At 38.2% G+C, this 12680-nt stretch carries 7 protein-coding genes; 3 read left to right on the forward strand and 4 right to left on the reverse strand.

All coding sequences use genetic code 11. The features are described from left to right. Positions 1 to 36 precede the first annotated feature (36 nt). Both R3E32_07455 and R3E32_07460 read right to left on the reverse strand, forming a co-directional pair. Positions 37 to 813 carry an IPTL-CTERM sorting domain-containing protein gene (locus R3E32_07455; protein MEZ4884543.1) on the reverse strand — a complete coding sequence of 259 codons (777 nt, stop codon included), beginning with the start codon at positions 811 to 813 and terminating at the stop codon, positions 37 to 39. Between the two features lie 308 nt (positions 814 to 1121). Further along, positions 1122 to 8021 carry a gliding motility-associated C-terminal domain-containing protein gene (locus tag R3E32_07460; GenBank protein MEZ4884544.1) on the reverse strand — a complete coding sequence of 2300 codons (6900 nt, stop codon included), beginning with the start codon at positions 8019 to 8021 and terminating at the stop codon, positions 1122 to 1124. A gap of 353 nt (positions 8022 to 8374) precedes the next feature. On the opposite strand from R3E32_07460, the gene R3E32_07465 reads away from it, so the two are divergent. Then, positions 8375 to 9151, forward strand: a complete 777-nt coding sequence (locus R3E32_07465; GenBank protein ID MEZ4884545.1) for a hypothetical protein — start codon at positions 8375 to 8377, stop codon at positions 9149 to 9151. A gap of 812 nt (positions 9152 to 9963) precedes the next feature. On the opposite strand, the gene R3E32_07470 is transcribed toward R3E32_07465, so the two are convergent. Both R3E32_07470 and R3E32_07475 read right to left on the reverse strand, forming a co-directional pair. Next, positions 9964 to 10980, reverse strand: a complete 1017-nt coding sequence (locus R3E32_07470; protein ID MEZ4884546.1) for a hypothetical protein — start codon at positions 10978 to 10980, stop codon at positions 9964 to 9966. Positions 10981 to 11018: 38 nt separating this feature from the next. After that, positions 11019 to 11204, reverse strand: a complete 186-nt coding sequence (locus tag R3E32_07475; protein MEZ4884547.1) for a hypothetical protein — start codon at positions 11202 to 11204, stop codon at positions 11019 to 11021. Positions 11205 to 11802: 598 nt separating this feature from the next. On the opposite strand from R3E32_07475, the gene R3E32_07480 reads away from it, so the two are divergent. Both R3E32_07480 and R3E32_07485 read left to right on the forward strand, forming a co-directional pair. Beyond that, positions 11803 to 12249, forward strand: a complete 447-nt coding sequence (locus tag R3E32_07480; GenBank protein MEZ4884548.1) for a ferritin family protein — start codon at positions 11803 to 11805, stop codon at positions 12247 to 12249. Between the two features lie 35 nt (positions 12250 to 12284). After that, positions 12285 to 12674 carry a DUF302 domain-containing protein gene (locus R3E32_07485; protein ID MEZ4884549.1) on the forward strand — a complete coding sequence of 130 codons (390 nt, stop codon included), beginning with the start codon at positions 12285 to 12287 and terminating at the stop codon, positions 12672 to 12674. Positions 12675 to 12680 lie beyond the last annotated feature (6 nt).

Below are 12680 nucleotides of genomic sequence, written 5' to 3' on the forward strand. Positions count from 1 at the left end.
TTAAGGGCTTTAGGTTTATGAGAGCACTTTTTTTATTTATTCTTCAAAGGATACTTTTGCTTGGCTGATATAGAGTGTTCCTAAAGTCATGAACATCAAAGCAAGGATGATTAAGCCCCATTGGGAAAGGGTCGGAACATTTGGAGGAGGAGGAGTTCCCGTGACACTAATATCATCTATTCCAATGAGGCTATCTACGCCAGCAGCATTGGTGGTTAATATACGAATTTGAACTTCACTTTGATTTTCTGCTGCAACAGGTAATACAACATTAATAGGAGTTACTTGTGCGCTACCATTTGACGCATCCGCTACATAACCAGCTGCCACATTTGTAAAGTTTCCTGAACTGCCTACCCTATAATGTAGTGCTACTTGTTGGATTGAATTATCAGCATCAAGTTCACGCAGATTATACTGCACTGTAATTCCAGTAAAATTGGTTGTATTTACAGATATTAGTAGAAAAGGAGCATTTGCAGTACCAGAACCTTGAAATGCAACAGTAGGGTTCACTAATCCGTCTAACTCAATATTACCACCCGTAGCTATTCCAGTTGTAGAACCTTGATTTGCTATAATATCAACAGGAGTAGCAGTTCCGTCAACAAGAATAGTCTGTGGGTCTGTGCCTGTTGATCCTGTCAAACCATCGCCTCTATACCCTATGATTCCTGCAACACCACTCCAATTATCATCCATAGTTATCAAAGCAGGATTCGTCCAATCTTGAGAAAAAGGCAAAGCTTCTTGAGCATTCACCTTCAATACAAAGAACAAACAAAAAGTAAAAAAAAGTAACAATCGTTTCATAGCAAAAACGTTTAAAGGTTAAAAAAATATTGGTTAAATAATAGAAATTAATATATAAAAAATATAATTCAAAGCATAAAATTACAGAAATACTTTTAACAATTTATTAGTTATCAGCAATTTTTTCAAAAATTTAATCATTGGAAAATAATTAAACAAAGTTTATTTCATATTTGTGTGGTCAGCATTGCTCCTATTAAACCTCCCTTCTTTATCAAATGTTCATTCGCAAATACAACAATATAGTAAAAAACTGACAGCCTCTGCAATATCATATCTTTAAAACCTACTTTCCATTTCTTTTATCCTTAGCGAATTAAAGTAAAATTACCGTTTAAGCGTTTGATGCGCTCTCCTTCAAAACGGTAAAAAATATAGTAGGCATACACTCCTATATTTTGAGCTTCTTCCTTATACCATCCATCCCATCCTACTGTACTATCTTGGGTAGAAAAAACCAATTTCCCCCAGCGGTTGTAAATTTTCAATTCATATTCCAACAACAAACCACGAGAGAGAGGTCGAAATAAATCATTGACCCCATCTTGATTGGGAGAAAAAGCAGAAGGAACAATCAATGTTTGAAAAATTTCGGGTTGCACTGTGATGGTAAGTGCAGTTGTGTCTGTACATGCACTATTGCTGGTCAAAAAGTAGGTAGTTGTCTGCAATGGGTTCACGGTAATTTCTGAGCAATTCTCACAATCCAGCAATTCTCCTGACTCCAAAAACCAAACATAATCCTCTCCTCCACTCGCATTTAGCTTCAACTCCTCCCCTTCCTGCACTACATTTGAAGGGGCAGTAATAGCCAAAAATGCAGCAGACAATACCTCTACTTCCACACTTTCAGTCAGCTCATTCATACAATACTGATCCTCCACACTCAACAACTCATAAACCGTGGTATTCGTTGGAAATACCAAAACACTATAGTCAGCATTCTCCACATTGGTTTCCGTAAAGTTGTTGATTCCATCGGAGTAAGTAAACTCAAAAGGAGGTGTACCCTGCAATTCAAAATGCAATTCCACACTCTCCCCTTCACAAACAGGGCTAATGGTAGTGATGCCCCCTGTTGGCAATGTCAATTCGTTCACCTCTACACTGCTAATACCACTACAGTCCACACCCATCGAAACCGTCACCGTATAAACCCCTGCTGTACCAACTTCTATCTGTGCAGTCGTTTCACCATTTGACCAAGCATAACTCGTAAATCCAAAATTTGCGGTCAAGGTCGTAGTGCCTCCCGAACAGAATGTATTGCTACCATTGATAGTCGGCTGCAAATTTGGCATTTCCGAAACAGTCATAGATGCCGAACTGCTGCAATCGTTTCCATCAAAAACCGTCACCGTGTAAGTTCCTGCTCCCACTTCAATCATTGAAGCCGCCAAACCATTTGACCAAAGATAACTTGTAAAACTTTCATTGACAGATAATGAAGTAAAATCTCCTTCACAAACCGTTGTCAATCCTGCAATTGTTGGCTCGGCAATATCGTTCTCAAAAACCTCCACTTCTTCACTTGCTGTACAACCCATTGTATTTGTGACAGTAACGGTATAAACTCCTGATATAAATGCTTCAATGCCCAAAGTATTTTGCCCATTTGACCAATTGTAAGATGCAAAACCTCCACTTGCCGTCAAAGTAGTGCTGCCGCCTGAACAAAAGGTTAAATCACCTGAAATCGTCACGATTGGAGCACTTTGTTCACTCACTGCAATATCCGCCGAACCACTACAGCCCAATCCATTTGAAACTGTAACACTGTAAATACCTGTTTGCGAAACATTTATTTCGTTTTCAGTTACCCCCGTTGACCATTCATAAGTATCGAATCCACCGCCAACACTCAATGCCGTTGAAGCACCTTCACAAAATGTCGATTCACCGTTGATGGTGAAATTCAATTGGCTACCCTCTGAAATGGTCGTAGATGCCGTTCCCGAACAGCCATTTGTGTTTTCGACTGTCACCGTATAAACCCCTGCTATACCGACTTCTATCTGTGCCATCGTTTCACCATTTGACCAAGCATAACTCGTAAATCCAAAATTTGCGGTCAAGGTCGTAGTGCCTCCCGAACAAAACGATTCACTCCCGATAATAACAGGAGTTGGATTGGGCTTTTCGCCAACGGAGATGGAAGCGGAACTGCTGCAATCGTTTCCATCAAATACCGTAACCGTATAAGTTCCTCCACCCACTTCAATACTAGAAGATGTCAGTCCATTCGACCAAAGATAACTTGTAAAATTCTCATTGACAGTTAATGAAGTTAAACTACCTTCACAAACGTTAGCTATTCCTGTAATTGTTGGATTCACAATATTATTTTCAAAAACCTTCACTTCATCACTACCCGTACAGCCTCCTATATTTGTGACCACAACAGAATAAAGCCCTGCCGTACTTACTTCAATTTCCAAAGTATTCTGTCCATTCGACCAACTATATTCCGCAAAACTTGTACTTGTGAACAATGTTGTGCTACCATCTGGACAAAAAGTTAAATCACCCGAAATAATTACTATTGGAGCAGTTTGCTCACTCACTGCAATATCCGCCGAACCACTACAGCCCAATCCATTTGAAACTGTAACACTGTAAATACCTGTTTGCGAAACATTTATTTCGTTTTCAGTTACCCCCGTTGACCATTCATAAGTATCGAATCCACCGCCAACACTCAATGCCGTTGAAGCACCTTCACAAAATGTTATTTCGCCATAGATTGTGAAATTCAGTTGGCTACCCTCTGAAATGGTCGTAGATGCTGTTCCCGAACAGCCATTTGCGTTTTCGACTGTCACCGTATAAACCCCTGCTGTACCAACTTCTATCTGTGCAGTCGTTTCACCATTTGACCAAGCATAACTCGTAAATCCAAAATTTGCGGTCAAAGTTGTAGTGCCTCCCGAACAGAATGTATTGCTACCATTGATAGTCGGCTGCAAATTTGGCATTTCCGAAACAGTCATAGATGCCGAACTGCTGCAATCATTGCTATCAAAAACCGTCACTGTGTATGTTCCTGCTCCTACTTCAATCATTGAAGCCACCAAACCATTTGACCAAAGATAACTTGTAAAACTTTCATTGACACTCAATACCGTTGTTCCTCCTTCACAAACCGTTGTCAATCCTGCAATTGTTGGCTCGGCAATATCGTTCTCAAAAACCTCCACTTCTTCACTTGCTGTACAACCCATTGTATTTGTGACCACAACAGAATAAAGCCCTGCCGTACTTACTTCAATGTCCAAAGTATTTTGCCCATTTGACCAAGTATAGGCTATAAAACCTCCACTTGCCGTCAAAGTAGTGCTGCCGCCTGAACAAAAGGTCAGATCACCTGAAATTGAAGGAATTGGATTTGAATTTTCATTTACTTCAACCATTGAAATTGCTGTACATCCATTAATATCGGTTACGGTTAGAGCATAAATACCAGCAGTTACTTCTATTGCTTTGGTAGTTTGACCATTTGACCAATGATAACTTTCAAAATCTGAACTTGATGCAATTGTTGATGCATCGTTTTCACAATAGAATAAATCACCTAAAATATCGACTTTAGGAATTGGATTTTCAATGATATTAATGCTGGCTGTACCACTACATATTCCGCCGTTGCTTACTGTAACTGTATAAATACCTGCTACCGATACTTCAATTATTTGTGTGACATTTCCTGTTGACCATAGATATGTCAAAAATCCACTTCCGGCATTGATGGTGGTAGAAGCATTGGCACAAAAACTATTATTGCCTATCAAAGAAGGAGTTAGTTGATTTCCTTGACTAACATTTACACTCCCAGTATTGGTACATCCATTGCTATCTTCAACTGTTACAGTATAAACTCCTCCATCAGATACCATGATTTGTTGGGTGAATTGGTTGTTAGACCAAGTATAATTTGTAAATCCTACTCCTGCATCCAAAGTGGTATTTCCTCCTTCACAAAAACTCAGGCCTCCTCCAATGTTTAAAGTTGGTAAGATGTAAGCATTGATGTTTGCACTTGCACTGCTGCTACAACCATTTGCATCGGAAACCGTGACGGTGTAAGTACCTGATGTGCTGATGGTTATTTGCTCGGTTGTTTCAGTATTGGACCAAATATAACTATTGAAGCCTGACCCTGCATCTACCGTTGTATTGCTACCTGTGCAATAACTAAGGCTGCCTGTAATGTTTGGGGTTAAACTCGAATTTTCGCTCACCGATACTTCGTCTGTGCCTGTGCAACCATTCACATCGGAAACTGTGACAGTGTAAGTACCTGATGTACTGATGGTTATTTGCTCGGTTGTTTCAGTATTAGACCAAATATAACTATTGAAGCCTGACCCTGCATCTACGGTTGTGCTGCTGCCTGTGCAGTAACTAAGGCTGCCTGTAATAGTTGGAGTTGGGTTTGAATTTTCTATAATTGTGGTCATTGCAGTGCCTGTACAGCCATTCACATCGGAAACTGTGACAGTGTAAGTACCTGTTGTGCTGATGGTTATTTGCTCGGTCGTTTCAGTATTGGACCAAATGTAGCTGTTGTAGCCCGACCCTGCATCTATGGTTGTGTTGCTGCCTGTGCAATAACTAAGGCTGCCTGTAATGTTTGGTGTTAAACTTGCATTTTCGCTCACCGATACTTCGTCTGTGCCTGTGCAACCATTCACATCGGAAACCGTGACGGTGTAAGTACCTGATGTGCTGATGGTTATTTGCTCGGTTGTTTCGGTAGTCGACCAAACATAACTATTGAAGCCTGACCCTGCATCTACGGTTGTGCTGCTGCCTGTGCAGTAACTAAGGCTGCCTGTAATAGTTGGAGTTGGGTTTGAATTTTCTATAATTGTGGTCATTGCAGTGCCTGTGCAACCATTCACATCGGAAACTGTGACAGTGTAAGTACCTGATGTACTGATGGTTATTTGCTCGGTTGTTTCAGTATTAGACCAAATATAACTATTGAAGCCTGACCCTGCATCTATGGTCGTATTGCTGCCTGTGCAATAACTAAGGCTGCCTGTAATGTTTGGGGTTAAACTTGCATTTTCGCTCACCGATACTTCGTCTGTGCCTGTGCAACCATTCACATCGGAAACCGTGACAGTGTAAGTACCTGTTGTGCTGATGGTTATTTGATCGGTCGTTTCAGTATTGGACCAAATGTAGCTGTTGTAGCCCGACCCTGCATCTATGGTTGTGTTGCTGCCTGTGCAATAACTAAGGCTACCTGTAATAGTTGGAGTTGGGTTTGAATTTTCTATAATTGTGGTCATTGCAGTGCCTGTACAACCATTCACATCGGAAACTGTGACAGTGTAAGTGCCTGATGTACTGATGGTTATTTGCTCGGTTGTTTCGGTAGTCGACCAAACATAACTATTGAAGATTTCTATTACTGATAAAACGCTACTTTGACCATTGCAAAAATCACTGCCACTGATGGTTGGGTTTGATGGAGGAAGTTCGTTGATGGTGATTTGTGCAGTTCCAGAACAGCCAGTGGCATTTGAAGCGGTGACAGTGTAAGTGCCTGTAATACCAACGCTAATATTTTGACCTGTATCACCATTTGACCAATTGTAGTTGGTAAAACTTTCCACGACCGAAAGGGTACTGCTGCTGCCTGTACAGAAGTCACTACCATTGAGGGTGACGGTTGGAAGGCTAATAATATTGTAGGGAATAATAAAGGAATTAATGCAGTTAGGAGAATTAATGTTCACTGAAAGTGCATTGTTAGACGGAGGTAAATCTACATCGGTTGGATCATTGATGTAAATGAAATTACTCAAATCACCATCGTACCAATCAATGAAATTGTTCGAGTCACTATTGATAAGGTCATCGTAAGTTGTGAGGTCTATATTTGTTGCAATACCTGAACCTGCAGTATCTTCGCATACATTGATGATGAGCCCTCCAAAGGTAGGAAATGGTTCTATGAATACACTTGCATCATCTGTGCCAGTACAGCCATTTCCATTTGTGACGGTGACTGTGTAGGTGTAAGTGCCTGGCCCCAATATAGGGCCTTCTAATGTAATACCATTGCTATTGGAACCGTTCGACCATTGGTAGATATATGGGCCGTTACCTGATTGAAAGGCATCCAAAAAAGTCGTTTCATCCTCACACAAAGTGAGCAGATTGGTTCCTGAATTGTTTTCAATATCTATCAAAGGGCTTGGGTTAACAGTAATCACAGCTTCTCCATCAAAGTTTGAATACAATGGACAATCTATATTGTCTTCAACTGATAAAAATGAATAGGTAGTGGTGGTAGAGGGTGAAACCGAAACAGTATGTCCATTTACGATATCCAACAACGTAAAATTCGTTGTGCCATTTGTGTAAACAACATCAAAAGGGCCATTGATGCTTGGTAAATCGAAGGTTAAAATTGCATTTTCGCCATTACAAATAGTGGTTGTTCCGTCAATACTCATTCCACTGGTATTGATAAGAATAGAGTACCCTCCTGAATAATTGGGGATAGAACTATTGTATGTTGCACAATCTGCATAAGATGTCCAGTTTGAAGGGTTTTGAATACGGTTTATCCACTCCAATTGTGTTGCAGCGGATGCGAGGCCTGTATATTTGATATATGTAGAAGAAGAGCTAGGTGCCATGTTGTAGCAAGGGTCGACATCGGGGTGTAATCCTGAATCAGAAGAAGTGTTTGCAAGTGAAGTCCAAGCATTTTTTGTATTGAATCCGAATAATATTTCTCCACTATAAGTTGCATTGTGTCCACCTACCCCTCCATTGTTGTTCCACGTTCCATCTGTCATAAAATAGATTTGGTCGCCAGATGAATTAAAATTTACTGCTGAAGTGCCATTCAGAAAAGAGAAAGTCCAATTGTTATCAGGGCTAATGCAAATAGGATTAATCCCAAGTGAATTAGACAGTTGAAATGTAATTACTGTGCCTGCTGCAATAGTTGAACTGGTGCGTACAGCTCTGATTGTACCTTCTGTATCTCCCCATTGATTGGCATTGGATCTTTCCCAACCATTGTCAGTAAAATCGATTACTGTTCCTACTTCAATGTCTTTGAAACAGACAAAACTCACCTCATCATCTGTCACTCCGATACAATCAAACTGGTTGGTATTAACAGCCATTACCGCCAAATCACCTGGCTCTAAATCTGTTTGTGCGCTTAAATATAGATTCATCCCATTGAAGAAAAAAATGAATGTCAAGATTCTTCTATACAAAAAAACTGGGCTTATATCTAAAAAATATATTCTTTCCAAAATATTTAAGGTTGTACAATATTTTTTCACATCAAAAGAATTTTAATTTTCTCAGGGAATGGTGTAAAATTAGTATTTTTAAAGTTTGATATGTTGTTAAACAAATAATATAGCTTTTAATTTACATTTTCATAAAATCATAGCCATCAAGTTTAGGAATTAACAATACCTATTAGAATGAAAATAAGATTAAGAATAAATGAGAGGGTTTCTATAAACAAAATAAGGCAGTTAGTTTTTTCATATATAAATTAATAAACAAAAAAAACTATATGAAGAACTTACTGCCTTACATGAACGAAGTTAGTGAAAAAATGGCAACTTTTTTTAGTGAATCCTCCATTGAAGAAATTGCCCGAGAAACTTGTTTTGTACGTCGAAACTCTAAATTGATGGGCTTTGTATTTTGCCAACTATTGTTAAAAATGTTTACGAAATCTCTGCCCCTTGTGAGTTTAACTGATTATAAGGAAAAACTCAAGAATAATCAGGGTATTGATATAACCGAAGAAGGTATCAATCAGCGTTTTAATGAACAGAGCATTGGCTTTTTTAAGGCATTGATTAATAGATTATTAGCTCTTCAATTAAATAGTGTAATTTCAAGCGTTCAATTGGATTTACCTTTTAAAGACATTCAATTATTAGACTACTCTACCTATATAAAATTGCCTGATTGTATGGGTGAATTGTTTCCAGGCACTGGTAAAAAGGGGGGAAAAGAGACAGGCAATTCAGGTTATAAGTGGCACTTAGAATATATGTTGTTTAGCTTAGAAGATGAGTCCAATAGCATAGAAGCAAGTGAATATAAGTTATTTAACTTGTTCAAGTTACAGTTTGCAGAAAATTTTATAACTGCAATTTTTCACCCTAAAAAATCTAAGCTACTCACTTTATTAAAAAAGCTGTATCGATTGGCGAAACTATGCTGTAAAAAAGAAGCCAAGAAGGGTAAACAAACACCTATGATAATATTAAAAAACATTAATAAAAAAGACAATGTAAAGGAGGTCAAACAAACAAAATATATAGCTAAGGCTGCTTAATTATACCTTAACTTGACAGCAATGGGGCTACGAATGGGAACAATTTTTAGCGAAATATCGTCATAAAAGGAATAGTGTCGAATGAATTTCAGGAACTGCCAAGAAGCCTCAATAGAATAATTTCCCGATTTAGACTTTTGTAGTTTTGCTTCAAAAGTTCTCTATTGCAATGAAAATCAATATTCTTCAAAGGTTAAACTTCAAAAGTCTCCACCCCAAATGTGGTATTTGTTCTGTCGGCAACCCTAAATCAAATTAAAAAAAGAATACGGAAGCGAACAATACATTCCCAGTCAATCACCAGCAAAAACTCGTCACAACGCATATACAACACCTTTGTAGCTCATTGAATAAAAAGAAAGAAAATAACATTATAGGTCTCTGCATTAAACAGGAATATATCGCCCCTCCTGCCCCTCCCAAGAAGGGAATTTTCCACTTCGTACGAGATTCCCCTCCTCAGAGGGGTTGGGGTGGGTTTGAGTAATATAAGCGGTCAATGTGCGAGCCTATAATCGTTCTTAGCCTACTCATTCGAATAGGTCTTTTAACAAGATATTTAATTCCTAAGACCACTCCTATCATTGCTCATTTCCTCAATAAAAACTAAATGGATATAAAAGTTGATAATGAGCTTTTTGATATTGAATGTGGTAATCATGGTGCACCAAACTTTCATAATCCCTCGCCTTCAATTGGTTGAGAATGATAGCTATTGCCAAGTATCCTGCTTTGGGCAATGCGCCATCCTTACATTCTTAGACGACTCCAAGTTTATATCATTTCTGGCGGGTGCATCCCAAATTGTCGCCTTATGCTTGTTTTTTATATAATTCAAGTTCCTTTGCTTGTATCAATTTTATAAGTTCATGCCATTGTTGATTCATATTCATAAGTCTCAAATCAATAATTTTCTGTGCACCATCTAAAGTCCATCTTTGTCCCGATTGTTTCAATCTTTTTTGAATAACTGTTCGGTGAGCAGATTCGATTGCTCCCGAACCTATAAATAAACCTGTGTCTCTAAAAGTTTTATACATCATGCGAAACTCATTGTTTCTCAAATAGTTTAGCAGGCTATTTCGTTCTTTTTCAGATTTTTGTGCACGTTTTTCTAACTCTTCAATCCCTTTTATAACGACACTAATTTCATCATTGAGTAAAGCATTTTTTTGTTTGTTCAACCAATTTTTTTGCTCTTCTATTGTTTTGTAATACAGTTTAGCAAATTTACTTAAATGCTCTGCTGCATGATAAAAATCAAGGATTTGTGTAGCTTTAGGATAAGACTCTTCTACCCAATTCCAAATCCAAGGTGCTCCATCTGCAACAAAAACAAGTCGTTCATTTATCGGCGATAATATATCTACTAATGGCTCAAATTTACACAGGAAATCTTTATGACTACCCAAATGTGCAGCATAGATAGATTGCTTTAGCCAACAATGATTCTTATCTAATTCATAGTGGTCAAGGTCTGTAAATATACGCCCTAACTTTACTTCTTTCCAATCATTCCCTTTTTCTCCTTCACGAGTTTGAAGCATACCCCCATCTATCATAGAATAGACAAGCCCCTCTTGTTCAACACTCTCTTTTAGAGACTCACTTAGTTTTCTTTGAGCAACTGGTAAAACAGGTTTCACACTTTGAAGTTCTGATGCGTAATACTTCGTAACTCGCTCTGTTTGACTACGATTCGTTTCTATACGTAGATATTTTTCTAAGTCACACACCGCTGCGCTATAGTTATCCGATTGACCAGCATAAGCTTGTAACTCTTGAAGATAAGGGCTTACTTGAAAGCCATTGATACCATTACTCCACATATGCGTTTTGGCGATAGCGATAGAGCCAAATCGACTTGCTATTGTTTTTTTTTACGACGGTCTTCTCCTGGTTTACTTATACTACTTTCTAATAAATCTTGTCCAAATTTCAGTATCACTCCCTCAAACCCCTTTTCATAGTCATAAAAACTTTCTTCTTTTTTCAAAGATTCAAATGATGCCCAATAAGATAAAGCCAATTCTAAATATTCTTCCTTTGTCATATTTTTATTGATTTAGTGCCTCAAAAATAGCTTTTTTTAGCTTCTGCGACAATTTGGGATGCACCCTTTCTGGCTCTGCTCTCAATCATATCAATTTTTTACACTTGGTTTTTTCCTGTCATTATTTATGAGCTACCTCAAACAATTTCACGGTGCTTTATCCATCTTTTCAGTTTGCTCCTCCCTACTCTAAAATAAACATATATATAAACTTTAATGCCATTTTTGTTATTTTAAATAAGGTGAAGACTTCGAAAAAATTCAAGCCATCACGAGAACACCACATTTAATTCTGTCCAATCACCTAAAAACACTTATCAAAAAAGTTGTAGAAAATGAAAATATATATTCAAAATATGGTAAGTCTGCGTTGCAAGATGATGGTCAAGTCGGAGTTGGAGAAGTTAGGTATAGCCTATAAATCCGTAGAATTGGGGGAAGTGCTATTGGAAAAACCAATTACAGAAACTATAGGTCTTCACATTAAAAAGGAATAAATCGCAACCTACCCCTGCCCCTCCAAGGAGGGGAATACTTGTCCCAAGTGGGAAATTCCCCTCTTGGGAGGGGTAAGGGGTGGGTTTAAGTAATATAAACAATCAATGCGGAAACCAATAAAGCTGCTTCTGGCGCTGAATTAATTCACGCTAATAATCACAAAGTAGTTTTAGTCAGAATGGGGGAAAGCATACCTCAAATTACGCCTGAATTTTCGGTAAAATCGACCATTGAGAATTTAAAAGAATCAATTGACGGAGAGAGTTATGAGTTCAATACGATGTATCCAGAGTTTATTAAAAATGCAAATGCTGCTGGAAATTATATGGCTCAGATAAGTTTGACGTATGCGTATAAAGTAGAGCAAAAGCATCGGGATTTTTATATGGAAGCTTTGGCAGCTCTTGAAGCAGGTACAGACAATACCCTTGCAAAAATTTACTACTTATGCCCTACTTGTGGAAATACCTATGCAACTACTGCGCCTGCTCGTTGCGAAATTTCTATGACAGATTCAAAGTTGTTTATTAAGGTGACGAGTTTATAAAAGTTTAGACGAATTTCTAAAAATTAACAACCAATATGAGCTATTTTATTTCAAAAGAATTTACAAGAACATCGGTAACTGCAATTCGCCCAAAAGTTGAAGATGCGTTAAAAACGGAAGGATTTGGCGTACTGACGGAAATTGATATTCAGGCAACCATGAAGAAAAAATTGGATAAGGATTATTTACCTCATCTTATTTGGGGTGCCTGCAATCCTGTTTTTGCAGACAAAGTACTTTCTGTAGATCAACATATCAGTTTGATGCTGCCCTGTAATGTGTCTATTCGTGCGTTGGGAAATGAAGAAATTGAAGTGGCAATGATTGACCCTTTAGAAGCAATGAAGGCAATTGGAAGCCCTGCTATTGAAGTGTATGCCAAGGAGGTAAGCGATAAATTAAATAAGGTTTTAGAAAACATTTAAAAGCCA

The sequence above is a fragment of the Chitinophagales bacterium genome, assembly GCA_041392475.1.
GTDB lineage: Bacteria > Bacteroidota > Bacteroidia > Chitinophagales > UBA2359 > JAUHXA01.

Coding starts and splice junctions, on each gene's coding strand:
- R3E32_07485 (MEZ4884549.1), top strand. CDS start 12,285: ATGAGCTATTTTATTTCAAAAGAATTTACAAGAACATCGGTAACTGCA.
- R3E32_07475 (MEZ4884547.1), bottom strand. CDS start 11,204: ATGACAAAGGAAGAATATTTAGAATTGGCTTTATCTTATTGGGCATCA.
- R3E32_07455 (MEZ4884543.1), bottom strand. CDS start 813: ATGAAACGATTGTTACTTTTTTTTACTTTTTGTTTGTTCTTTGTATTG.
- R3E32_07465 (MEZ4884545.1), top strand. CDS start 8,375: ATGAAGAACTTACTGCCTTACATGAACGAAGTTAGTGAAAAAATGGCA.
- R3E32_07470 (MEZ4884546.1), bottom strand. CDS start 10,980: ATGTGGAGTAATGGTATCAATGGCTTTCAAGTAAGCCCTTATCTTCAA.
- R3E32_07460 (MEZ4884544.1), bottom strand. CDS start 8,021: ATGAATCTATATTTAAGCGCACAAACAGATTTAGAGCCAGGTGATTTG.